The 26,272-nt window shown below is 29.6% G+C and carries 20 protein-coding genes; 5 read left to right on the forward strand and 15 right to left on the reverse strand.

Annotated elements, in window-relative coordinates; translation table 11 throughout:
• Positions 1-3: 3 nt before the first annotated feature.
• The 3 genes from uvrB to DYE58_RS03820 form a co-directional block, all read right to left on the reverse strand.
• Complete coding sequence (gene uvrB / locus DYE58_RS03810; protein WP_004820698.1) at positions 4-1,986, reverse strand: excinuclease ABC subunit UvrB; 1,983 nt, start codon at positions 1,984-1,986, stop codon at positions 4-6.
• Between the two features lie 197 nt (positions 1,987-2,183).
• A complete protein-coding gene (locus DYE58_RS03815) occupies positions 2,184-3,260 on the reverse strand; it encodes an NAD(P)-dependent oxidoreductase (protein WP_004820696.1) in 1,077 nt (358 codons plus the stop codon).
• 14 nt (positions 3,261-3,274) lie between these two features.
• A complete protein-coding gene (locus DYE58_RS03820) occupies positions 3,275-4,627 on the reverse strand; it encodes a sodium/glutamate symporter (protein WP_004820693.1) in 1,353 nt (450 codons plus the stop codon).
• Positions 4,628-4,792: 165 nt separating this feature from the next.
• Between DYE58_RS03820 and DYE58_RS03825 the strand changes: the two genes are divergently transcribed.
• Entirely contained in the window at positions 4,793-5,206 is a 414-nt protein-coding gene (locus DYE58_RS03825; RefSeq protein WP_115312028.1) for a helix-turn-helix domain-containing protein, read from the forward strand.
• 64 nt (positions 5,207-5,270) lie between these two features.
• On the opposite strand, the gene DYE58_RS03830 is transcribed toward DYE58_RS03825, so the two are convergent.
• From DYE58_RS03830 to DYE58_RS03850, 5 genes are all read right to left on the reverse strand, one after another.
• On the reverse strand, positions 5,271-5,744 hold the full coding sequence (locus DYE58_RS03830; protein ID WP_004823351.1) for a YbaK/EbsC family protein: 474 nt from the start codon (positions 5,742-5,744) through the stop codon (positions 5,271-5,273).
• Between the two features lie 104 nt (positions 5,745-5,848).
• Positions 5,849-8,290, reverse strand: a complete 2,442-nt coding sequence (locus DYE58_RS03835; RefSeq protein WP_172463315.1) for an FtsX-like permease family protein — start codon at positions 8,288-8,290, stop codon at positions 5,849-5,851.
• Positions 8,283-8,963, reverse strand: a complete 681-nt coding sequence (locus tag DYE58_RS03840; RefSeq protein WP_004820689.1) for an ABC transporter ATP-binding protein — start codon at positions 8,961-8,963, stop codon at positions 8,283-8,285. Before DYE58_RS03840 ends, DYE58_RS03835 begins: the two co-directional genes overlap by 8 nt.
• A 98-nt stretch (positions 8,964-9,061) precedes the next feature.
• Positions 9,062-9,919: a sensor histidine kinase gene (locus DYE58_RS03845; protein WP_115312030.1), complete on the reverse strand. Its 858-nt coding sequence runs from the start codon at positions 9,917-9,919 to the stop codon at positions 9,062-9,064.
• Complete coding sequence (locus DYE58_RS03850; RefSeq protein WP_004820686.1) at positions 9,916-10,572, reverse strand: response regulator transcription factor; 657 nt, start codon at positions 10,570-10,572, stop codon at positions 9,916-9,918. The genes DYE58_RS03845 and DYE58_RS03850 overlap by 4 nt, the downstream gene beginning before the upstream one ends.
• Before the next feature lie 158 nt (positions 10,573-10,730).
• Between DYE58_RS03850 and DYE58_RS03855 the strand changes: the two genes are divergently transcribed.
• The 4 genes from DYE58_RS03855 to DYE58_RS03870 all read left to right on the forward strand — a co-directional run bounded on the left by DYE58_RS03855 (position 10,731) and on the right by DYE58_RS03870 (position 14,327).
• Positions 10,731-11,564 (forward strand): aldo/keto reductase, encoded by an 834-nt coding sequence (locus DYE58_RS03855; protein ID WP_115312031.1) that lies wholly within the window; start codon positions 10,731-10,733, stop codon positions 11,562-11,564.
• Positions 11,561-12,280: a peptidoglycan editing factor PgeF gene (gene pgeF, locus DYE58_RS03860; protein WP_004823458.1), complete on the forward strand. Its 720-nt coding sequence runs from the start codon at positions 11,561-11,563 to the stop codon at positions 12,278-12,280. The genes DYE58_RS03855 and pgeF overlap by 4 nt, the downstream gene beginning before the upstream one ends.
• A 120-nt stretch (positions 12,281-12,400) precedes the next feature.
• Entirely contained in the window at positions 12,401-13,270 is an 870-nt protein-coding gene (locus DYE58_RS03865) for an ATP-binding cassette domain-containing protein (RefSeq protein WP_172463316.1), read from the forward strand.
• Positions 13,236-14,327: a hypothetical protein gene (locus DYE58_RS03870; protein ID WP_115312033.1), complete on the forward strand. Its 1,092-nt coding sequence runs from the start codon at positions 13,236-13,238 to the stop codon at positions 14,325-14,327. Before DYE58_RS03865 ends, DYE58_RS03870 begins: the two co-directional genes overlap by 35 nt.
• A gap of 810 nt (positions 14,328-15,137) precedes the next feature.
• Here the strand turns inward: DYE58_RS03870 and DYE58_RS03880 are convergent.
• The 7 genes from DYE58_RS03880 to DYE58_RS03910 form a co-directional block, all read right to left on the reverse strand.
• Positions 15,138-16,211, reverse strand: coding sequence for an FAD:protein FMN transferase (locus DYE58_RS03880; protein ID WP_115312034.1), 1,074 nt, complete (start codon positions 16,209-16,211; stop codon positions 15,138-15,140).
• 34 nt (positions 16,212-16,245) lie between these two features.
• Positions 16,246-18,939, reverse strand: a complete 2,694-nt coding sequence (locus DYE58_RS03885; RefSeq protein ID WP_115312035.1) for an FMN-binding protein — start codon at positions 18,937-18,939, stop codon at positions 16,246-16,248.
• On the reverse strand, positions 18,936-19,337 hold the full coding sequence (locus DYE58_RS03890; protein ID WP_004820680.1) for an FMN-binding protein: 402 nt from the start codon (positions 19,335-19,337) through the stop codon (positions 18,936-18,938). The genes DYE58_RS03885 and DYE58_RS03890 overlap by 4 nt, the downstream gene beginning before the upstream one ends.
• An 8-nt stretch (positions 19,338-19,345) precedes the next feature.
• Positions 19,346-20,071: a ferric reductase-like transmembrane domain-containing protein gene (locus DYE58_RS03895; RefSeq protein WP_115312036.1), complete on the reverse strand. Its 726-nt coding sequence runs from the start codon at positions 20,069-20,071 to the stop codon at positions 19,346-19,348.
• A 66-nt stretch (positions 20,072-20,137) separates the two neighbouring features.
• The gene (locus DYE58_RS03900) at positions 20,138-21,403 is read right to left on the reverse strand and encodes an FMN-binding protein (protein ID WP_115312037.1); all 1,266 of its coding nucleotides are present in this window, start codon (positions 21,401-21,403) and stop codon (positions 20,138-20,140) included.
• Between the two features lie 41 nt (positions 21,404-21,444).
• The gene (locus tag DYE58_RS03905) at positions 21,445-23,307 is read right to left on the reverse strand and encodes an S-layer homology domain-containing protein (protein WP_115312038.1); all 1,863 of its coding nucleotides are present in this window, start codon (positions 23,305-23,307) and stop codon (positions 21,445-21,447) included.
• 354 nt (positions 23,308-23,661) lie between these two features.
• Positions 23,662-26,262 (reverse strand): S-layer homology domain-containing protein, encoded by a 2,601-nt coding sequence (locus DYE58_RS03910; protein ID WP_004820673.1) that lies wholly within the window; start codon positions 26,260-26,262, stop codon positions 23,662-23,664.
• Between the last annotated feature and the right edge of the window lie 10 nt (positions 26,263-26,272).

Raw genomic sequence — 26,272 nt, forward strand, 5'->3', positions numbered from 1 at the left:
ACCTCAATTATCTTTTATCTTCTCCATTGTATCTTTTAATTCTTTAATCTTATCCCTTATTTCTGCTGCCTTTTCAAAATCAAGAGACTCAGCTGCCTTGTACATTTCGGTCTTTAGTGCATCTATCATAGCCTGTATTTCCTCATTAGAAAAACTTTCTACAGCTTCATACTTGACTTCACTTTCTGCAGCTATTGTAGCTTCTATTACTTCCCTTACACTCTTTGATACAGACTTAGGTATTATGCCATGCTCCTTGTTAAACTTGTCTTGAATTTCCCTACGACGATTAGTTTCATCGAGCGTTGTTTTCATAGACCTAGTAATAGTGTCAGCATACATTATTACCTTACCTTTGACATTTCTAGCAGCACGACCTGAAGTTTGAATAAGAGAAGTTTCACTTCTAAGAAACCCTTCCTTATCCGCATCCAAAATAATTACCAAAGAAACTTCTGGTATATCCAAGCCTTCGCGCAACAAGTTTATACCCACAAGTACATCATATACACCAAGCCTCAAATCCCTTATAATTTCCATTCTCTCGATTGTGTCTATATCCGAGTGCATATAAGTTACTTTCATTCCTATTTCTTTTAGATGTCGACTCAAATCCTCAGCCATCTTTTTAGTAAGAGTAGTCACGAGAATTCTTTCCCCTGCATCTATTCTGTCGTTTATCTCTCCAATCAAATCATCAATTTGATTCTTAGTTGGTCTGACTTCAATTTCAGGATCCAACAGTCCTGTCGGTCTTATAATCTGTTCAACTTTATTCTGTTCATGCTCCTGCTCATAAGGACCAGGCGTTGCAGAAACATATATTGTTTGATTCATCAGCTCTTCAAACTCACTAAAATGTAGTGGTCTATTATCAAGTGCCGATGGTAATCTGAATCCATAATCTACAAGAGTTTGTTTTCTCGCTCTGTCCCCATTAAACATACCTCTTATCTGTGGCAAAGTTGCATGGGATTCATCTATTATAGTCAAAAAATCCTTAGGAAAATAGTCAATCAAAGTATATGGCCTAGAGCCAGCCGGTCTTTGAGAAAGATGTCTTGAATAGTTTTCTATTCCCGAGCAAAAACCCATCTCAGACAACATCTCTAAATCATATCTCGTTCTCTGTTCTATTCTCTGCGCTTCCAAAAGCTTTTCCTGATCCTTTAAAACTTGAAGCCTTTCCTCAAGTTCTTCTTCAATAGTTACAATTGCTCGCTTCACCTTTTCCTCAGATGTTGCAAAGTGAGAAGCCGGATATATTGCAATATGTTTTCTATATCCTATAACTTCTCCCGTAAGAGCATTCATTTCAGTTATCCTATCAATCTCATCCCCGAAAAACTCAACCCTTATACTATTTTCAGAAGAAAAAGCAGGAAATATTTCTAAAACATCTCCTCTAACTCTAAATGTACCTCTTACAAAATTGACATCATTTCTAACATATTGAATATCCACCAATTTTTTCATTATTTCATTTCTGTCCTTAAGCATACCGGGTCTTAAAGACACTACCAGATTTTCATAATCTATAGGGTCCCCCAAACCATATATGCAAGAAACAGAAGCAACTATAATGACATCTCTTCTCTCAAACAAACTCATAGTTGCAGAGTGCCTTAATTTATCAATTTCATCATTTATAGAAGAATCTTTTTCAATAAAAGTATCACTTTGAGGCACATAAGCCTCAGGTTGATAATAATCATAGTAACTTACAAAATATTCTACAGCATTTTCAGGAAAAAATTCCTTGAATTCACTTGCAAGTTGGTAAGCCAAAGTCTTGTTGTGAGCTATTACAAGAGTTGGTCTTTGTACCCTCTCAATTATATTAGCCATAGTAAAAGTCTTTCCCGAACCAGTTACTCCAAGTAAAGTCTGATGCTTTAAATTGTTGTTTAAACCTTCCACTAACCCATCAATAGCCTGTGGTTGGTCTCCCATAGGTTTAAAATCTGAATGAATTTTAAATTCCATTACATCACCTATCCTAAGTATACCCGAACAATTGTTTTTTGTAAACGCAATCGAACAATCGTTTTTTATTTTATAAGATTATATACAAATCAAAAAACCCGTGGAAATTAATCCACGGGAAATACTAAATCTTAAATATTTTTATTATAAATACATACATAAGAAGAAGCGATGGTTTATATTTAAGATTTAATAACTTATTTATAATACGGTAATTGTTCCTTAAATTTTTTATCTTTATTATTTAGCCAATATACTACATGGTTCATTGCTTCAACGGCTTTTGTTTTTGCTGCCAAATCAGAATTGAAGCCTTGATGTGGTTGTACATAAAAATTCTCAGCTTTGGCAATCCCATTTTTGATTATTTCTCCCGCTGCAATAATATCATCATTACTACATTTAGAAAAATCATTATTTTGCAAATAACTTGTCAATTCTGATTCATGGCTGAATACATCTACTCCTATCCCCACTATTTTTTTCTCTTTATATAATTTTAAAAGAGTGGATTCGGGAGCTATTTCTCCTCTTGTAACATTTACAAAATACAATGGTTTTTTAGCTTTTAGTAAATACTCCTCACTAAAATAATTTTCATTATAAAATCTACTTCCTCTATCTTTAGTAAGATTCATCACATTTACAATTATGTCGCTATTTAATATTGCTTCTTCCGGAGTTACAAAATTAAAACCTTTATATTCTTCAAGTAATTTCAATTCTTCACTTCTGATGTCTACAGCCTGTACAGATAGTCCATTATAACTCAAATTTTCATAAATCTTTTTGCCAATTTTCCCTACCCAATATACAGTTGCTACTCGATTTAAATTTAATTCCATAAAAGAAGAACTATTTTTTCTCTCAAATATACTTGTATTTAAAGTATATTCATTTAAATTTCCGCAAACACAGTACACAAACTTAATTGCAGTCTGAGCTACCGCATCCACACAATACTCTCTTAAACTTGTTAAATTTATTTCATTTTGTAAATGTTCAAAGTGGTCATATCCGGCACTTCTAGTTATAACACTCTTCTTATTTCCTTCTGATACGTATCTTTTTGGAAGTTTAGAATGAGTTTTTGTAGTTATTATATCAGGCATTTTTACTTCTTTATCTTTAAAATATTCTTGTATAGTCAAAGGAGTAATTAAAAAATTAAAATTTTTAGGTAGCTTCCCATTTTCTATAAGTTCATTTGTTATATTTTCTAAATGTTCAGCTTCTTTTCCCAAAGCTTCAAAGTGCATAATATCATAATTCATTTTTTATTCCCTCACTACTTCTTTTGATTTCCTTGCATTTTGCCAGGAGTCCACCATTTAAAAATAAGTGCTGAAACTGTCAAAACTATAAATGCCGCCCACATTGCTAATGTAGTGTATTGAGGCCATTTCCCACCTAAAACAATAAATAGTGGTGGTAATACCTGCAGTGCAATAGCTATAGGTCTATTTAACAAGTCCGTTATTCCCGTATCTTCAAGCCCTCTTGATTTTTGATCCGGGTCTACAACTCTATTTAACAATACTCCTGTAGCTATAACACCGTTAGACCTTCCGTAATTCATAATACCTCTCTCAAACCAAGCTCTACTTGAAGTATATTTACTAACATATAAAAACCATACTATGTTTAAAACTAATCCAAATATAAAGCTTATTAAAAGTGGTCCGAAATTAGCTGCTATTACATCTAACTTCAAAGATGCTACAGCTGACAATACCAATAAATCAGTAGCCGAACTACTTATCCTTTGCATAGTCCCTCTGTCAACATATTCCACAGCTCCTGTTTTTTTCAAAACAAATTGAGCAAGATATCCAAAAATTAAAGCAGACACAAAAACCGGTATTGATAACCAACTAACATATCCTTTTACAAAACCAGAAAACCATTTCCCTAAAAAGGTAACAAATAGTGCTATAGCCAAGTGAAATACTAATGGATCTAAAGACATATTAGATACTGTTATTTTCCCTGCACTCTTTTGTTTATCTTTAGGTATTAAACCCGTTCTTATTTCTTCCGGTAATTCTTTAGGTGAACTTACATAAATTGTATAGCCCTTACGAGTTCCCCAATTTATCAATGCCATTCCTATAACTATACCGCCTACTAATCCCACTGTAGCCGAAGCATTTCCAAGGTCAAAAAACTCTGGCCAACCGTAGTCTTTGTAAACTGCACCAACTGCTGCCGCAGTACCATGCCCACCATAGAATCCCGTTGCCATCAATAGACCAAAACCATCATTTAAATTTGGCCAAATTTTATTTAATACTCCCAATGCCAATGTCATACCTGCTGCATATTGTAGTATCAATATACCTGTATTTTGATAAAAAAAGCCTCCTACACCTTTAATATCTTCTTTACTCATAGGTTCATCACCTATAGGAGTACATGCAAATACAACCGCTATAAGTATTCCTGCATAACCACTTAACTGATCAGAAAAAGGTAAAATATTTAGTACTCCGGGTCCTAAAATTAAGCCTATAAATCCTCCTATTAACGATGCCGGCATCAATAGATTTTGAAACAATTTTACTTTTGCTCTTAAAAATTGTCCTACTAATAGTAATAATCCCATCAAACCTGCATCAATAAGTACATCCCATAATGACATAAAGTTATCTCCTTATTTATTACTACAGTACTGTGTAATTTCATTATATGCTCCATTTAGGAACATGTCAATTATATTTCGTCATTTTGGTTCATTATTATTTTTATTTGTACTTTTATGATATTTTAAGTATATTAATAAATATTATTAAGGAATGATTAGTGTATGTTATCTTTTGGCGCTAGATTAAAAAACTTAAGAATTAGTTCTGATATGACTCAGTTAGATTTATCAAAAAAATTGAATGTATCTAGAGCTACAGTTGGAAGATATGAGACAGAAGAGCGCTTCCCCGATAAAGAAACTTTAATTAAATTAGCTGACATATTCAATGTAAGTCTAGATTTCCTGCTAGGTAGAGAATATAAAAATATAAATATTTCTTCCATAACTTTAAATGATTCTTTAGATCCTTACTCCGTTTCAACTTTTATTCATGAAATTTTATTAGAGAATTTAAAGAAACTTAATATTGAAACTAATATAATTAATGATTCATCTTTTTTAAACAATGTTATTACATATGGATTACAGGCCGGATTAAAAATATACTTATTAGAAAAAAATCAAAATATGTGAACATTATAAAAGCTACTGATCTAATAAAACAGTAGCTCCTCTTCACCAATATTTAAAAATTCAATTACTCTTTCCAATTCTTACAAACATCAACCCATTTAACATAATTAGAATACTTTTCCAATTGATCTATATTTACCTTCACTGTATTATGGGCATCTCCCCCACCGGTGTAAACTATGTCAAATCTTTTTAAAGATTCGTCCAAGTACACCTTCACATTGTCTTTTAACCCAAAAGGACATATTCCACCAGGCAAGTGCCCTGTCAATCTTTCAACCTCTTCGAAAGAAGCCATCTTAGCTTTTGAGTTGAACTTAGCCTTGTATTTTGGATTATCTATCTTTGCATCTCCACTTGTAACTATTAATACAGTTTCATCTCCAATTACAAAAGACATTGTCTTTGCAATTTGCTTTGGTTCACAGCCAAGTAAACTCGCAGCATTTTCTACAGTGTCAGATATTACATCACTATGTAAAACTAAATCTTCTAAACCATCTTTCTTAAATACTTCTCTTACACTTTCTACAGACATAATTCCCCTACTAACATAAAATATTTTCTACTTTAAGTTTATCATTTTAAATTTGAATTTAATATATAATTTCTAATTTTATTTGCTATTAATTTCTAAAAATATTATCTTATTAATTCAACAATGCTCTTATTAGTTATTTTCTTCATCGCAAAGTAATATATTATATAACTGAATGAAATAATAATTATAACTATTAGAAAAATTATCATAAAAGGAAAAATAGAAATATATTTTTTGATACTTATATATGGAATGGTTGTTAATAATGATCCAAATAAAGCATTAGCTATTAGCGTAGCAATAAATACTGACTTTATAATATTTTTTTTCATATCTTTCAGCAAGTTTTTTTCTAAATCAACAACATACATCCCATTACTTAATAAAACCCCTATTTCCTTTTCTCTGTTGAAAAATGATAAATTTGTTGAGGCATATGAATTTGCTATATTTAAAAATACAACCGAAACAATAGATAATACTCCTATAAAATATACACTCTGCTCATTAAGTTTATTTAATTTCATCTGCTGTATTTTATTATTTACAATGTACTTCTCATCGTTTAATACAGTATTTTCCATAATATCTTCTATTCTCTTAGAATACTCTTCTATATTTTTATCACTAAATTTCATATTTAATTCATAGTATATTCTAGGAAATTCTATGCCCTTTTCTACAAAAGCTTGTTCTGATTTCTTTATAATTTTTTGAAAATTTTCGATTGAAGTTACTAAACACACTTGATACAAATTAATATTTTCACTATCTTCAACAAATGTATTTAGTTTTTTATTTATCTCTATTTCTTGTTCAGCCATATTGCTTAATGGCCTTAAATAAAGGCTATCAACATTATTATCAATATAAGGAATAAATTTTGCGTCTGCATAAAAAGTTTTTGGATTTTCTTGTACCAAGTTTACCAATACAACATCTGATGCATTTTCACTAATTTTTGAAAATCTTTCATTATCTATTCCGATTAAAGTACCATCGACTAAATTATCTTCTGAATAATAAAATAATCCATCAAATCCTTTTGCATAACCTATTTTTTTAAACTCATTGCTATAGTCCAACTTATTCGTATTAACATAGTAATTTTTAACTAAAGTTACCATAGTTTTTTTAGTAGGAAATTCATTTATAATATCATCAAAAATCTTTGGATATTCGTTGTTTTTAGTACTGTATCTCAATAAGAAGTTGAAATCTCTTTCATCTTTATTTCTTAATTCATTATAAGTATTTAATGTGCTTGTATTGATTAAAAATATTACTAATATAAGTCCAACAGTCATAATAATAAAAGCTGGTCTAATAGATTTATAATTATTAATTTTTAATTCTTTAAAAAGGTTCTTATTTCTTTTCTTTTTTAGACTTTTGGTCTGTATATTTTCTTTTAATCCATCTAATATTTCTATCTTAGAGATAGTCCTTGTTGGAAATGTAATGGAAATCATTAATATTATAAAAATTATAAAGTTAATAGTTAATATAGAAATCCAATTTAAATATATTTCATTTGTTGGTATAGAAAGTAGTTTAGCTTGTAAAGAAAAGAGTTTTTTAAATACATTAACAATTAAAACTAGTCCTAAAAATTCACCTATGCAGATAGGTATAATTGATATTTTAAAAATCTCTCTAGCTAACAATTTATATATTTGGAAATTTGTAGCTCCAATAGATTTATACATTGAAAATTCTCTTATTTTATAAATTCCCCAAATATTAAATACATTTTTTATCATAAATATAAATATTACTGTTATAACTATAATTGGAAGAAGGTTAATTCCGATAAAACTCAAAGGATGTACTCCAGTTTCATCTATTTTCAAAAATCTTAATAAATTTATATTCTCTATGACTAAATTTTTTTCTCCAACTATTTTTTCTATGTCCAACTTTGTATCATATATTTTGTCTAATCGATTAACTTTTATACAAGGATAGAGTTCTTTTTCTTCTGTTAATTTTGAATATACATTTTGAATTTTTTTATCAGACTGATTTTTAAATATCCCGACTATTTTAAAAACCATTTTATTATCTTCTCTAAACTTTTCATTTTTGTTATATCCAAATGTTGGATTTATTATGTTTCCCTTTAATAATCTATCCCCTGATTGAACCTGTATATCATCTCCCAATTTAAACTTAAATCTATCCATAGTTTTTTCTGAAACTATTAATTCATTTGAGTTATCTGGAAATGTCCCACTCTTCAAGAAATCTTTTTGCATTTTAAAATAATTTTCATCGAATCTATTTATTGTAAACAAATCCGATTTATATTTTAAAGACTTTGGGTCACTTCTAAATCCTACCGATTTTATATTTTCTAAATTTTTAATCAGTTCTATCTTGTTTTCACCTATTTTAGAATACAATGTCATATGTTCAGGCATAGCTTCTACATAAGAATTATAAATTTCTAAATTTTGTGTTATTAAAATATATCCTAAAATTGAAATTACAAAAGATGCAATAAAAGTAGATATTGTTATAGAAATATTCTTTTTAGCCATTTTTCTCATCTCCGCATATTTTTCCATCTTCTATTGAAATAATTCTATCTGTTTGCAAAGCCACTCTTTCATCATGGGTAATTATGATAATTGTCTGATTTAAGCTATGATTAAAATACTTTAGAATATCTATTGTGTCTTGCGAATTTTTTCTATCCAAGTTTCCTGTTGGCTCATCAGCTAAAATAATTGATGGTTTATAAATCAAACTTCTTGCTATAGCCACTCTTTGTTGTTGCCCCCCTGATAGTTCATTTGGAAAGTTATCAAGTTTTAATTCTATTCCCAATTTTTTAACTATTTCTTCAAAAAATTTTTCATCCACCTTCCTGCCATCCAATTTTATAGGAAGTTCTATGTTATGTCTTACTGTTAAATTTGGAATGAGATTGTAAAATTGATATATCAGTCCCACCTTTCTACGTCTAAAAAGTGCTAATTCCTTTTGAGAATATTTTGAGATATTTGTACCTTCTATAAAAATTTCTCCACTTGTTGGCGTATCAACACCCCCTATGCAATGAATTAATGTAGATTTTCCAGAACCACTTGGACCCATAATAGCTAAAAATTCCCCTTTTTCAACTTTGAAACTTACATCATTTAATGCCTTTATTTTATTTTCTCCATTTCCATAGACTTTTTTTAAATTATCTACTCTCAATATTTCCATATTTATCACCTCTTGATTCTTACATAAATAATATACAACTAAAGTGATTTTAAAATGACAAAAGAGAACTTTAAGCTACTAAGTTCTCTTTTAAAATATCATTTATAAATTTTAATTTTAAAATTTGCCCCATCTTGAATATTCTCAACACTTATCTCTCCATTGTTACTTTCTATTATTACTTTAGCCATGGCTAATCCAATTCCAAATCCTTTTGAATCAGGTGTTTTATAAAATCTTTGGAATATTTTATCTTTATATTTTTTGTCTATTCCACCACCATTATCACATATATTAATTAACGTAAAAATTGGATTATCTTTTACTGAAATAATTATTTTTGTGCAACTTTCCAAATCAACCGCATTTTTTAAAATATTAATTATTGCTTCATTTATCCAGTAGAAATCTCCATATATATACTCATCTGAACAGTCTTTTATTATTTCTATCTCTTTCTTATCAATTTCAGTTTCTAAAATATCTAGAGCATATTCAAATACTTCCTCAACATAAAATTTTTCCCTTTTCATTTTATCCAGCTGTGCATCTAAACTTGATAACTTAAGCAAAATTCCCACTAACGAGTTTAATCGATTTAATTGAAACTTTAACTTTTGAATTTCTCTATTTTCATAGTTTTCTCTTTCTAAAGTTTCTATATCAAGTAACATTGTCATTATAGGAGTTTTTATTTGGTGAGAAATATCTTCTACATTTTTTAATTGAGTTTTAGAATATTTTTTAAATTTTTCTTTTTCCTCTATAATTTCTAAAAATAACTTGTATATCGTATCCTCAAGAATTGAAAAATCATCTTGTTTCATCGGAATTTTATAATCTTTTTTATACAAATTATCAACTAAATTTAAAATTTCGTTTATTCTATCTCTCTTTTTATGTTCTATAAATACATATAGCAAAAATAAACTTAAAATCCAAAATACATAAATCATAATATTTCCATTCTATATCCAATTCCACGCACAGTTTTTAATAATGTCTTTGATGTTTTATTTCTTATCCGCCTAATCGTTGCTGTTAATGTGTTATCGTTGACAAATTGATTTTTATTTTCCCAAAATCTCTCTAAAAGCTGTTCTCGTGTAAATATTCTATTTGGATTTTTTATAAAAAGGCTCATCACTTCATACTCTAAACTCGTGAAATCAACTTGTTTACTTTCATAGAAAATAATAGCCTTATCCAAATCTAAAACACATTCTCCAACTTCTATTTTATTCCCAACTTTTATAGGTATGGTTCTTAAACTGGCATCAATTCTAGCTCTTAAAACACTCAAATTAAAAGGCTTTGTTAAATAGTCATCTGCTCCTTTATCAAGAGCTTCCACTATAAAATTTTCATCATCTTTTACTGTTGCTATTATCACTCTTGTATTTCTATCTTTTAATTTCTTCAAAAGAATTATTCCAGATTCATCCGGTAAATTTAAGTCCAATATAGCTAAATCAAAATTCTCATCAAGCTTAGTGATAGCTTCTGTGTATGAATATGCAGTTGTAGTCTGATACCCTTTCGAATCTAAAAAAGATTTAATTGAATCACTTATTTGTCTATCATCTTCTATCAATAGTATTTTATTCATAGTTTTCCTCTCTTTTTATTGAGTCAATAATAACATAGCACTTTCAAATAAAAAAGGTCTCTGCTTTTTTATTTAATTTCTCAAATGTACTTTTATAATTGCTAATTATCTTTATATGATAAAATATTACTTAGATACTTTATAAATAGGAGGTTTTTATGAAATATTTTGATTTATACAATGGAAATAATTTACCAGCCGTTGGGCTTGGTGTATATACTTTGGAAAATGAGCCTGAACTTAGAAAAGTTATGATTGTTGCTCATGAAGCCAATTATGAATTAATAGACACTGCTTATTTTTATAAAAATGAAGAATTTATTGGTGAGATAATACAATCTGAAAAATTAAATAAATTTAAAATCGCTTCTAAAGTTTGGCCTTCAGATTTCGGAGCAGATGCCACTAAGAGAAGTATCGAAAGGTCTTTAAAATCACTTAAAACAGACCGCTTGGAAATTATGTATTTACACTGGCCAGGCGAAGACAGTGAACAATCTTGGAAAGTCTTAGAAGATTACTATGAACAAGGTGTTTTTAAAAACATAGGAGTTTGCAATTTCTACAAACATCACTTAGACAAACTCTCTGTGACCGCAAATATAAAACCTCATGTTAACCAAATCGAAACCCATCCCTTGCTCACTCTAAATAATTTTATAGACTATCTAAAGAAAGAAAACATACAACCCATTGCTTGGAGTCCTCTTGCAAGAGGCAATGGAGAGTTATTTAATGACCAAGCTGTTTTAAAATTAGCTAAAAAATATAATGTGAGTGTTGGACAAATAGTTTTAAAATATAATATTGCAAGAGATGTAATAGTCCTTCCAAGAACTACAAAAGAAAAAAGAGTTTTTGAAAATATAGACTTATTTGATTTTGAACTATCTAAAGAAGATTTAGAAATTTTAAACTCACTTAATATAGATAAACACGTTTCACACAGCCCCGAAGAAACTGAATGGTTAGAGGAGATTCGTAAAAAATGATTTTTTCAAAATTATTATTAAACGCCGGACTTAAACACTATATCTCCGGCTCTTCCTACGATATACGTGACAACCCTCAAATAGCAGAAAATTTGAATCATTTTGCAAATATAATTGAAATTAAACCAGATAAATTTTATACTGCACACCAACTTCACACAGATAATGTTATGTATGCAGATGGTCTTAACGGAACAGATAAACCTTATGGCAAAATGTTTGAAAATACCGATGGACTTATTACAGATAAAAAAGATATTGCACTTGTCATTAAATTCGCCGACTGCACTCCAGTTTTGATGTATGATCCAATTAAAAAAGTCCAAGCCGTTGTCCATTCCGGTTGGAGAGGTACAGTAAAGAAAATTTCAAAAAATGCACTCGATTTAATGATTCAAGATTTTGGTTGTGAGGCAAAAAATATACTCTGTTTTATCGGACCTAGCATTGACCAAGAGAACTACGAAGTTGGAATAGATGTCTATGATGAGTTTAAAACTTTTAAAAATCGGGATTCATTCTTCAAACCTTTTGGAGAAAAATATAAATTGAGTATGGTGGACGCAAATTTAGATATACTTATTTCCTGTGGAATACTGTTAGAAAATATTGAAATTTGCAGAGTTTCAACTTTTAATACTCCTGAGCTAAATTCGGCAAGACGAGATAGTTCAAACTATAAATTAAATTGTATGATTTCTATAATTGGTGAATGATATATTTATACTTTTTAACTATTTAAAATCATAGAAATTTACGCCGGCAAATTAAGTATTCTAATATGACTTTATGTAAATTACTTTTTTACTATATTTATAAATCAAAGGAGAATGAAATTGATAGAAATAGAAAACTTAGAATTTAATTATAAAAATAAATTTCAACTCAATATTCCTGACCTAATAATTAGTGAGGGAATAGTTGGCTTGCTTGGTACAAATGGTTCAGGTAAAACTACCTTTTTTAAAATATTATCTACTATTCTGCCATTTAAAAAAGGAAACATAAATATATATGGTTTAAATCTTAAATCTAAAAATTATCGAGAAATTCGTTCTATACTAAGTTATATGCCTCAAAACTTTGATTTCTTCCCTAGATTTAAAGTTTATGAAGTATTAGAATATTTTGCAATTTTAAAACTTATGGACAAAAATATTGTTCCACAAAGAATAGAAGAAGTATTAACTGAAGTAAATATGTTAGACTATAAAAATTCTTTAGCAATAAATTTGTCAGGCGGTCTAAAAAGAAGATTAGGATTTGCAATTTCTATACTAAATAAACCCAAAATACTCCTATTAGATGAACCAACTGCAGGAGTAGATCCTAAAGAAAGAATCGAAATGAGGAATAGTATAAAGAAATATTCTAAAGAACATCTAACCTTAATATCTACTCATATTGTTGAAGATATAGAAAATTTATGTAGTGATGTAATTATACTATTAAACGGAGATATTAAATATGTTGGTAAAACAAGCGATTTTATAAAAAACTCTCCAAATGTATATATTTTTAAAGTAAAAGAAGATGACCTTGAAAAAATAAAAACTCTTGGTGAAATTATAAATATTAAATATCTTGATAATATTATGGAGATTACATTAGTAAGCGATAAAACTTTAGATGCTGTCGAAAAAAACAAAACTTTAGAAAGTGGATACTTATATGTGCAAAATAAAAACTCATTCATTAAAAATTAAAAAAATATTTCCAATTGTATTGTTAATTTTTACACTAATCAGTATCTTCTTAGCTAACAATAGTATTGGATATATAAAAAGTTTCCCAATAAAAACATCATATGATGTAAATAGTCTAGAGCATTATAAACTATTAAATAAAGTATTCCCAAGATTCGAGACATTGTCAGATAAAGAAAAGATGGAAATTTTAAATAATTATTTCAAAGATTTAATAAAAAATGATATCACATTAAAAAGCAATGAAATACAGTACATAAGGGAAAACTTTATAAATAAAACAAAATATAACGACTATGAGAAAAAATGGGATCAACTTTATAAAATAGCTATAGAAAATGGAACAATAGAAAAATTTGAAAAAATTAGATTTGATATATCTTATTTTTCCGGAATGGATTTGCAAGATGTACAAAATAGATTATATGAAACTGGTAAAAACCATAATCTTTCTTTTGATTTTGCATATGAATTAGCCGACAAAATAATTATTCTTTGGTCTCTATTTATATATATAGTAGTTGGATACTATTTCTATATCTATAGAAATAAAAACAGCGAAGTATTTATAATAACTTCACCATATAGTCCTACAAAATATTCTCTATGTAACTTGCTAAAAATTCAATCTACAATATTACTATTGGCAAGCTTAGAATATATTATTATTTCATTAATTATTCATAATAAAATAAAGTTTGACTACTTAAGTGCTTTTTCAGATTATTTAATTGTATTATTCATGTTAATATGGATTTCAATTATATTTTTAATAGGTCTTGCATATTTTTTAAATGAAATAAGCAGAAAAATATATTTAACAGCTCCATTATATTACAGTGTTTGTTTTGCATTTATTACTCCTACATTTGAGAAAAATAAATTAAAAGTTTTATTACCTCATATAAGAAGAGATATGTTTACACTAATAGATAAAAAATTTATTGATTTGTTATTCATAAACAGATTGGTTATATTTATATTGACTATTTTGTTGGCCATAGGAACAATCGTAATTTTTAAGAAAGGATATACAAGAGATAGCCATGTTAATTAAATTTATCTTAAAACAAGAAATAAGTTTAAAAAAGATATTTCTAATATTAATTTCCCCTATATTATTATTTATTTTTGAAGTAAATAATAGTTTTTCATACATACGATTTTTCGAGTCAATATTGCCAACTTTCTATATTTTTATACTCTTTAGTAGTTTAATAAACTCTAAAGAGATAGGTATAGATGACTTAGAAAAATCTACACCTTATTCAAATTATAAGATTTATCTTTATAAAACTTTTATTATCTTTATTCTATTTATTTTAAATATGGCATATAACTACTTGATTTTAAGAATAATATTTAACTATAAATTTGATATAGGACAAATTTTCATTGGTGAAAACAATTATTCAGAGATAAATACATTTTATATATTTATCTCTGGAATTATAAACTTTATATTTTATAGCTCAATTATGAGTTTCCTTCAAGCATTATTTAAGGAAAAGTGGATATCAATAATTTTAACGTTTATTTTTAGTTTAATGAATTTAGTTAATATCAATTTAATAAATATAAACTCTATTTATTATTATGGCAATAATTGGTTATATCTAAAATTTATCTATGTCTTATTAATTATAGTTCTCCAATTTATAATAATGAACTTAAAAAAGTATATAACTTTACTTAATAGCTAGATATTTGAATTTTCATTTTATTTTAGTTATTAATACTGTCAATTAATGCCCTGTTTCCTAATTTAATTATTTGTTATTTTAACTTAAAAAATATCAAAACACATTAAAGACCTTATGATTAATTTTTACTTTAATCGTAAGGTCTTTACATAAATTTTTGTATTCTAATTTTGATTTTCTAACATATGCCCGGTTTCTTTTAACTCACCAGAAAGTGTATTCCATATAACTTCAACATCTTGTTCTTCACTAATCTTTTTTATTTCATCTTCTGTGCTGAGAAATAGTGTTGTTGATAGGTAGTCGCTTAGCCCTGAGTCTTTTGTGATTATGCTTATTGAGTTGTATTCTCCTTCCGGGTATAGTGTCTTAGGGTCTATTATGTGGTGATATTTTCTTCCGTTGTATTCGAAGTATCTTTGGTAGTCTCCGCTTGTTACTACTGATGTGTCGTTTAGCTTTAGTACGGCTAGGAATGTGCTGTTGTCTCCTTTGTCGTTTGGGTTTTGTATGGCTACTGTGTATGTTTCTTTTATTGGGTGCTTTCCTATCAGTTTTACGTTCCCTCCTGCTGATATTAGTCCGCTTTTTACTCCTATTTGTTTTGCGTATTCTCCTATTTTTTCTGTTGCGTATCCTTTTGCTACTGCTCCCAGGTCCAGTTTCATTCCTTTTTCTATATAGATTGTTTTGGTTTTTTTGTCTGTTTTTATTTTTGTTGTGTCTGTTAGGTTTCTTAATGCTTCTAGTTCTTCTCTTTCCGGTAATGGGTGTCCGAATTGTTTTATTGCTTCTGCTTCTCCTCCGTCTAGATGGGCTTCTCTGTATTTGGCCCATATGTCTATTATTGGTCCCATTGCTATGTTCACTTTGTTTGATATTGTTTTTTCTCGTTCTAGGGTTGTTTCTATTAGGTTGTATAGGTCGTCTGATACTTCTACCGGTTGTACTCCTGCGTTGTCGTTTATTGTTTTTAGGTTGTTTAGGTTTTCGTAGTTGTTGTATCTGTCGAATTCTCTGTGTAGTCTAAAGTATTCGTTTCTCATTTTTTCCAGTTTTTCGTTTGCTGTTTTTTCGTCTGTGTCGTATATTTGAAATGTTGTTACTGTGTCGAATGCCTCGAAAAATTGTATTTCGTATTTTTGCATTTTTGTGTTATTTTCTTCTATTTCATTTGGTTTATTGCCTCCGCATGCTGTTAGTATGAGTAAACAAATTATAATAAATATTTTTTTCATTTTATCACCACATATTTTAATAAGTTATAAATTTTTATCTAGAATTATATTGTTCTAAGGCTTTCTTTAAAGCTTCAAGACCTCCTGAAGTTGAAAAAGTAGCTCCGCTTATACCATCAAAATGCTTGTTTATTTTTGATTGTTCCGTCGTATATAACCCTCTTTTATTTATCGGCTTGATGTCATCATACATATTTGAAATTAGTTGGTAAGCTTCTTCTACGCTGTCTGTCTTTTTAATTTTAAGCCATAAATTATCCATACATCTATCAAACATAACTTTGTACACTCCCGGATTTTGGGAGTCTTCAAAGGTAGTTTTCATATCTACTATTTTATTATTTTCAATAGTTACAGATGCAGAAATAGAATTTTTATCTTTCACATTTTTATTATCCTTACTTTCAAAATTTAAGAAACCTCTACCGCTACCGCTGTATTTTCCATCTCTATTATCCGATTTATTTTTTTCACGAGGTTTAATTTCGTCATAATTAATATTCGGATTTATAAAATTTTTCAAGTCTCGTATTATGTTTTGGATTTGATTTGTAACTGTAGCTTTCCAATCCTCTATAGAGTTTATTTTTTCTTTTATAATCTTATTATCATCATAAATAGTCTTGAGCATTTCATCTGATCTAGGCTCCTTGTTGCCTAACCCTACTTCTTTTATGCTTGCTTTTCTAAGTGCATCTCTTACTGCATTCTTTATTCCATTAGAACTATAAGTGGCATTTGATATTGAATCCACCTTTACAGATTGATTTTTTACTATATCTTTAGTAATATTTTTTGCCAAATTGAAATAAGGTCTGTCTTCATTCTCTTCTTTTATATCTATCTTTTCAATTTTGCCTTCATTAATTTTAACTAAAACCTTTATTTCGCCTTTATAACCTCTGCCAACTCCGTCATACTCACCATCTTTATAACCTTTAGTCTCTTCACCTCTATCTATCACATTTAAGTTTTGATTTAATCTGCTAATTTCATTTTTTAATTCCTTATTTTCTTTTGAAATTGCTTTTAACATTCCCATTATTTCGTCATTTCCGCCTTCAGAACCGCCACCTTTTTTAAGCGCATTTCTAACTGCCGATTTTATTCCATTAGAACTAAAAGTTGCTTCACTTATTGAGTCCACCTTTGTAGATTGCTTCTCAATTATCTTATTTATCACCGCTTTAGCATTGCTAAAATAAGGCTCATCATCAGAAGATTCAATAATATTTATAGACTCTATCTTTTTATCTTTCACTACTACAGATGCTTTTATACTTCCCTTAAAGCCTTGTCCTTCTCCTTCGTATTTTCCATCTTTATATGAAGTAGGGTCTCCTCCGTTATCCAGTGAACTGATAGATTTGCTTAAAGCCTCTATTTTCTTTTTCAATTCTTTATTTTCTTTGCTAATTCCGTCAAGCTTTTCGCTAATTTCCTGTGAAGCATCTGACTCATCACCTTTGCCCCCGGCTTGTTTTAAAGCATTTCTAACTGCTGACTTTATTCCATTTGAACTGTAAGTTGCTCCGCTAACTGAATCTACTTTTGCGGATTGTGACTCTACTATTTTATCCAAAATAGCCTTGGCATTGCTAAAATAAGGCTCGTCATCAGAAGAATTTAAGACATCTATTTTTTCTATTTTGCCGTCTTTTATAGTTAGCTCAACTTCTATATCATCCTTAAAGCCCTTTCCTTTTCCTTTATATGTCCCGTCCTTATAGCCTTTAGAATTTTCAGAACCTTCAGAACTTCCTTCAAACTTACTTATAATTAAATCTAATTTTTTATTTATTTCCTTATTCTCTTCATTTGAAGAATCATTATTTTCCGGTGAGCTTACAATTGAATCATCGCCGGCTTGTTTCAAAGCACTTCTAACTGCCGATTTTATTCCATTTGAACTGAAAGTCGCTCCGCTAACTGAATCTACCTTTGTAGACTGCGTCTTTAATATTTTATCCAATACCGCCTTGGCATTGCTAAAATATGGCTCATCATCAGAAGATTTTAATATCTTTATGTCTGTGATTTTAGCATCTTCCACTTTAACAGACACTTTAATTTCACCTTTGAAGCCTTTACCTGAACCTTCATATGTCCCATCTTTTAATTTGTTTGGAGTAATTTTTTCATTACTCAATTCTTCAACCATTTTTGCAATTTGATCCAACTTTTTCTTATAACTTCCATCAACTCCCGCTGAATGAACTGATTTCTTCACAGAAGTTTTTTCTAACTCACCAGCCCCGGCCTTTTCTAAAGCATCTATGACTGCATTTTTTATACCGACCGAAGAAAAAGTAGCTCCACTTATTGTTTCCACATCAGGACTTTGTCTTTCTATAATATTACTTATTATTGACTTAGCTTTATTAAAATATGGTTTATCATCATTATTTTCAAGAACTTTTATATCTTTTATTTTTCCTGATTCTATTTTTACAGATACCTTTATATCGCTCTTAAAACCTTTAGCTGTCCCTTCGTACACACCATCTTTTAATCCTTTTTCCTTATCAATGTATGTATTACTTTCAATTACATCATTATTTTCTAAATCTTTTATCGCTAAATTTGCATGTTTAGGTTTTTTATAAGCCTCCGCTTTAGATTTTAGAGTATTATCAGCTACAGACTTCCCCAATGCAAAACTAGTTATACTGAAAAAAACACACAAAATTACTCCAGTTAAAACAAACTTAGATCCATGTTTACTCATTTTAACCCCCCGGCTTTCATCAAAGCATCTTTCACCGCATCTATTACTCCATTTGAAGAAAATGTAGCCCCACTTATTGTATCAACATCTATAGACTCATTTTCTAAAATATCTTTTATTAAACCATCCATTTGCAATAAATACTCTTCATCATCATTAGAATCTATTATCTCTATATCTTCCATTTTACCTGAATTTATAGTTATATTCACTTTTATATCGCCATTGTAGCCTTTGCCGATTCCTTCAAAATTTCCATTTTTTAAAGGTCCCTTAATAATGCCGACTAAATTTTGTTTCCCGACTGATTGACTTTTGCTTATTTTAGTCCCGGAATTTATTCCCATCACTATTAAAGAACATACTAACACTGTTACTATTGTTTGTTTTATATTCATAAAAACATCTATCCCTTTTTCTCTACCAATAAAACTTTTTTCTTTCTATTCTTTTCTAAAATTCCATTAACTTTTAATATTGTGTAAGAAATAAATACAACATTATAAAAAATTAAACTTATAACTTTATCAAGTCCAAGAGGCCTTGATATATAGACCATAACAACTTGCACATATATCATTGCATAAAATATATAAGCAAACTGTTGCAGATTTTTCCACTTTGAGCCACTCATTTTTTTCCTAAAAAATTTAAACGATGTAATAAATAGAGGTAGCATAATCCCTATGGCAAAAATTGCAGACGCGAACACCATCAAATTTGTCCATATAGAAAAACCGCTCATCCTATCTAAAAGTTCAGATTTTTTTATGAAATCAAAAAAATAATAAAAATTATGCGGTATTGTAAATATACAAGCTATTATAGATAATTCCGCTCTAATTATCTTCAATCTCTTACATACTTCATATTTCATATTTACTACACCCAAGTACATTACAACTATAAAAAACGCTCCACCTAGAGCTCCTGATTCTATAGCACGCATAATTTGTTTTAGCCCTACAAAATATTCAACATTATATCCACTTAATTTAAAAAACGAATGCATAATTGCCATTACAGATATTGTTGAAGCTAAAATATACACAGGTATATTATTTTTTCTGATTTTATCTGAAAATAAATATCCAAATAAGAGTGCCGACAGAACACAAATTGTTATTTTCATCTCTTTCCCTTCCTTAAAATTTAAAGATTATAAGGGACGGACTTAAACCCGCCCCTTATAAATTTATTACTTATTTTTTTGATTTTTACTTTCTAATGCCTTTATTACAGCTTGTTGAACTGATTTTGATGTAACTGTTGCTCCAGAAACAGAATCTACTCCGTCTTTATCTGTTTTCATAGCTTTAACTCCATCAAGGTCTTTCCCTTTATATTTCTTTAATCCATTCTCATGATTCTCATATACCGTCCAATAAATTGCATTCTGACTACCTCTATCCGTATTGTTATCTGTTACACTTTCAATTCGGCCATCATCTCCAACTACAACTTTTACTTTTTGAGTAAAATTAAACTTTGCAATTATATCTTCACATGGAGCTTCTCCAAAGTAATTCACTTGAGAATTCCCTTGCTTCTCATTTACAGACTTTTCTTGTTCTTCGAAATTAGTAAAAAATATCATCAAATAACTTGCAGCATATTTATCAGTCTTAAAGTTAATAGTAAGATTTTTCATTTTTCCAGCATTCACTACTTTTACTTCTTCAACTACGTCATCTATGGATTGATTTGATTCGTTAAATACTTCTATTTTAAAAGTATCTTCTTTTAAATCCTTATATTTTACCGGGATACTTTGTTTGGGTTTTGAAATTGTTCCAGACTCTTCAAATTTTTCTTTCTTCCATGTAAATTCTTTTACAACAGTATTATCTGTTTTATCTCTTAGAACTACTCTTGTTGGAACTTTATCTATTACTTTTGCTTTGCCGCCTGCATTATCTTTGCCGACTATATTATCTTCATCTTTTATTGCATCTTTAAAGCCAACTGACCACATTGCATAATTACTTACATCATCATATTTAGCTTTGAAATGAACTTGGAAAAATCCTCTTTCTTTTTTAATTACTGAATAAACTGTTTTTTCAGCATCTAGAATATTTATTTCTTTACCTTCTAAATTGTATACTTTTATATCAAAATCACTTATTTTAGAACTATTATATTTAGTTGGAATTGTTCCTATTATACCTTTTTTAAAGATTTGTCCCTTTTGATCAGTCCACTCATTTTGTTTCCACTTCAATTCGAAAATTTCTTTACCATCTTTTTTATCTTTTATAACTACTTTTGCTGGTGTTAAATTTTCCTGTTCAGTTATTTGCACCTTATATTTTTGTTCTTTACCTTTATTTTTTACGGTAATCTCCTTTTCCTTCTTTGCTAAATCATCTTTTGTAAATTCATATCCTATTATAGGGTCTATTTCAAAGCCTTCTTTTGGTGCATCTGTAAAGAATATAGTTTTTGTCTGCCCAGAGTTCATAATTACTTTTAATTTTAAATCTTTATCACTAAGCTTTTCCCCTACTCCGTATTTTTTGTTATAGGTTCTATTTCAAAGGACTCTACTTCTAAACCCTTCTCAAAATGAGTATCTAAACGGTAAGTTCCATATTCCCATCTATCTTTAGAAGCCAAATTTTTAGTCTCTGCAAAATATTTTGCACTATCTCCTTGATATATTGGTTCAGTTTCTAATATCATCTCACTATCTTTATATAGTTCAACTTTTTCTATAGGCTTGTCTATAGATATAACTTTACCAACTGTTAATTTTCCTTTTGGAATGTCTATTTTTTGATTGCTTCCGTCTTTGTAAGTTATAAGGAAATGTGATGGGTTGTCTTTTACTTTTGGAGTTTCTGACACAACAATATTTAAACTCTGCTCTGTCAAAGAAGGCGCATGTGTAAATTTAAGTTCTATTGCAGTACGTTTCCCTTGGTTTGCAATCACATCTCCATTTTTATAGTTACACTCTACACCTAATTTCTTTAAATCATCTAATGTTTGAGATTTAAGAACTTCGCCATTTGCTTTTGTAACTTCAAATCTCAAAAATCCTAAATTTATAGGTTTATCATAGAATAATTTACCTTCGTTCATAGCATTGGTTCTATCTTCAACTTTAATAAAAGCTATTTTTTGATCTTCTTTATCCTTTGCATACTTAGCGGCTCTTTCTAATGCATGCTCTACTCCCAGCAAGTAAGCTCTTGCAGAGATTGTAGCATTTGTTACCGCATCATACTTAGAATTTAAATTTTTTATCTTACCTCTTACTTTTTTCTGAAGATATTCTTGTACTTCTTTCAATCCTTTTTCATCTATATTTTTCGGTGTTTTAAATGTTTCTTCACTTTCTCCAAAATATGCACCTAAAATTTTTATACCATTTGTTTCTGATAATCCAGTTGCCGGATCTTCTGTAGTATAAACTATCTTTGCGCCTGTTATTTTGCCATCTTTTATTGTTACTGCTACTAAATCTTCTCCTCTTTGAGGATTTGCATAATTTTCTTTTGCAATTCCATACCAAGTTCCATCAGCATACTTTACATCTTCTTTAGGAGATGGCACTAGAGGTGCTGCCGGATTCTTAGGAGTAGTAGGAGTTGTAGGATTTAACGGCTTAGCAGGTCTTGAATCTGTGTTTGAACTTCTACTATCTCTTGGTGTATCGTAACCTACTATGTTTATTGTTCTGTAGTTAAATCCGCTCCTATTCTTGTTTTCTGTTTTCTTCGGTTCTTCTTTGTTTGTGCTTGTGTTTGTCTTCTTTTCTATTTTTTCTAATCCGTTGCTCAATGCTACGAATGCTGTTTCTCTTGTAGCTTTTTCGCTTGGTTCTATTTTTTCTATTCCTGTGTCTTTTCCTATCAGTTTTTCTTCTTCTGCCCATTTTATATAGTCTTTTGGCCATTGGGCATTTTTGATTTCTGTGCTATTTAGGTCCTTTTTTGTCGCCACTACCAACATCTTTAACAGTTCTGCGTTTGTTATGTTGTCTTCGGGTTTAAATGTTCCGTCCGGATATCCGTTTACTATATTTTGTCCATTTTTCATTTTTTCTTCGCTGGCATATGAAATTACTCCGTTTGCCCAGTGACTTATTGAAACGTCTGAAAATTTTCCTTGTTTTGGCTGTAATTTTTTTGCTTCTGCTTCTTTTCCCAGTGCATAAACTATTATTTTTGTTATTTCACTTCTCTTGATGTTGTCATTAAGGTTGAGGTTACCTTTTTCATCTCCCTCTACTATTTTTCTGTTTACCAGTTTTTCTACTTTTGCTTTGTTACTCAATCCATTCTGCGCATATGCAACGGGGTTTATGCTCCCAACCAGTAATAGAGCTGCCAAACCCGCTGATAATATTTTTTCTTTCATGTAATACTCCTTATTTTTAACTGTTATTTATATAGCAAATGATAATTTTTAACTCTCATCCTATTATGAATGCTTCAAATTTTAACAAACATTCTCTTGATACTATTAACTTCTTAAATCAATGTGCTATATGGTCTGATCATCGTTCTAAAATTCAACTTTACCCGTCTTCACGGGGGAGATTTGTTTTTATTGGATATTGCCAATTTGTCATCTTTCTCCTTTGCTTTGTGATTATTGCAAGATAAATAACCTGCTCTTAACAACAATTAATTCCTTTTTGTTTCTGATAATTTACTAAACTACAAAATAATAGTCATACGATAAAAATATCTATTTAAATCGCCCTAGTTTTTAATTGCGATTATCTTTATCAATAAAATTTTTCATAGAAGTATCTTCTATAATATTTAAATTGTAGGTTGTATATTTGTATTTTATTTTTTTACCGCTTTTAGAAGAGATTTTACTAGTGTCAATATCCAAAATAATCTCTCTATTGTGTTCCAAAGCTTCTTTTAAATTCTCTTTTTTGTAAACTAATTGCGTTTCTCTTTCTTCATTGCTTTCTTCTCTGTATTTAAGTATAAATTCTACTCCATTAAGTGAAGATACCGCTTTGTAAACATCAGGAGAAACTTTAACTTTTTGTGCAAACTCCTCTGGATTAAAAGGAGTTAAATTTATCAAATTATCTGAGCCGCTAACTTTTAAATATATCCCTAACGGTTCAAGCTTCACTCTTTCTTCTTCAACATAAATAACTTTACATCTTTTGATTGTATTACTATCTTCATGAATTACCGCCAAATACAATCCCCTATTTATATCTGTACCGAGTAGATTTGAATTTATCTCACTGCCATTTTTGACTTCTTTTCCCGTGTAAACATTTATTACTTTTAATCCATATTGGTCAAAATCTGAATACGGAACAGTCTTCTTTTCTGAACTGTTTTTCATGGTAAGTTCTACTTGAAGTTTATCCAAATCCAACTTTGAATTTTCTTTAACTGTATAACCCTCTCTCGTTCCAAATTCTCCTGTTATAATCAAGTTTGTAAACTGTATCGCCGGATCAGCCTTCTCCAATGCCATAGCAACAGCTTCAACCGTCCCCTTTGCGGTATCTGTAGCTCCGCTTACGCCGTCTATTTGGTCAAAATATTTTTTATACCCAAGTTTTTCGCTTGCATAGTTTCTTAACGATACATGTATATTATTCTCAAGGTCTGCAGCATTCCCAATAATAAATTTTTCTTTAGGAATTTCTCCTTCACCAATTATTTGATTAAAAGCTTCTTCATAACTTTTTTCAGCGTTATTTTTATTTTCATTTATCATCCTGACAATCTTATCCTTAGCTTCATAGTAAGAGCATAAAGAATATGCTAATTGATGATGATTTTGATTCTTAAGTATTGATTCTCTAACTTTCTCGTAGCCTCGTAAATATACTCCACCATCATCTATATCCGGATGATGTTTGTCCGCTTTTATTAATTCCTCTTTAACCACTGCTATGTCTACAATTTTATTATCTTTTATAGTAACTTTTAACGGTACTGCTTTTGCTTTATGATGCCCATATCCATCCCCATAATATTCTCCGTCCGGGTAAATTTTATCTTTGCCTATTTTATCAATCTCTTCCGTAGTCAAAAATTTCAATTTATCTCTGTTTCTCTCTTCTTTTGGCCTTGGGATTGGACCAGCTATTGGCACGGATCCTCTTTCCAAATTTGAAATTAAATTACGGTCTAAACTTGTTCCCGTTTTTTTGTCTTTCGACGGTCTATCAGTCTTAGTTTCTTTACTTTCAAATTCAAAAAACAACATTATGTAACTTGATTTATCATCATTTAAGTACACTGTAATTAATTTTTTATTTTCTCCCCCTCCTGTAACATTAATTTCTTTGATCAATTCTAACTTTTGACCGTTGCTATTAAACAGCTCAATGTTAAAAGTATTCTTATCTAAATTTTCATACTTCTTAGGAAGTGTTTGATTTAATTTTTTTACAATTTCTTTATTTCCCACCCACTCATCTTTTGTCCAAGTATATTCTTTTACTATATCATTTCCATCTTTGAGAATTATTTTTGATGGCACTTTGTCTAATACTTCTTTCTGAGATGATTCTACAGGAATATCCGGTTGTTTAGGAGTAACAGTGTTTGTAGGATTTAATGGCTTAGCAGGTCTTAAATCTACTGCACTTGAACTTCTATTTTCTCTTGGTGTATCGTAACCTACTATGTTTATTGTTCTGTAGTTAAATCCGCTCCTATTCTTGTTTTCTGTTTTCTTTGGTTCTTCTTTGTTTGTGCTTGTGTTTGTCTTCTTTTCTATTTTTTCTAATCCGTTGCTCAATGCTACGAATGCTGTTTCTCTTGTAGCTTTTTCGCTTGGTTCTATTTTTTCTATTCCTGTGTCTTTTCCTATCAGTTTTTCTTCTTCTGCCCATTTTATATAGTCTTTTGGCCATTGGGCATTTTTGATCTCTATGCTATTTAGGTCTTTCTTTGTCGCCACTACCAACATCTTTAACAGTTCTGCATTTGTTATGTTGTCTTCGGGTTTAAATGTTCCGTCCGGATATCCGTTTACTATATTTTGTCCATTTTTCATTTTTTCTTCGCTGGCAAATGAAATTACTCCGTTTGCCCAGTGATTTATTAAAACGTCTGAAAATTTCCCTTGTTTTGGCTGTAATTTTTTTGCTTCTGCTTCTTTTCCCAGTGCATAAACTATTATTTTTGTTATCTCACTTCTCTTGATGTTGTCATTAAGGTTGAGGTTACCTTTTTCATCTCCCTCTACTATTTTTCTGCTTACTAATTTTTCTACTTTCGCTTTATTGCTCAATCCATTCTGCGCATATGCAACGGGGTTTATGCTCCCAACTAGTAATAGAGCTGCCAAACCCGCTGATAATATTTTTTCTTTCATGTAATACTCC

The sequence above is a fragment of the Peptoniphilus indolicus genome (genome assembly GCF_900454665.1).
GTDB classification, from domain to species: Bacteria; Bacillota; Clostridia; order Tissierellales; family Peptoniphilaceae; genus Peptoniphilus; species Peptoniphilus indolicus.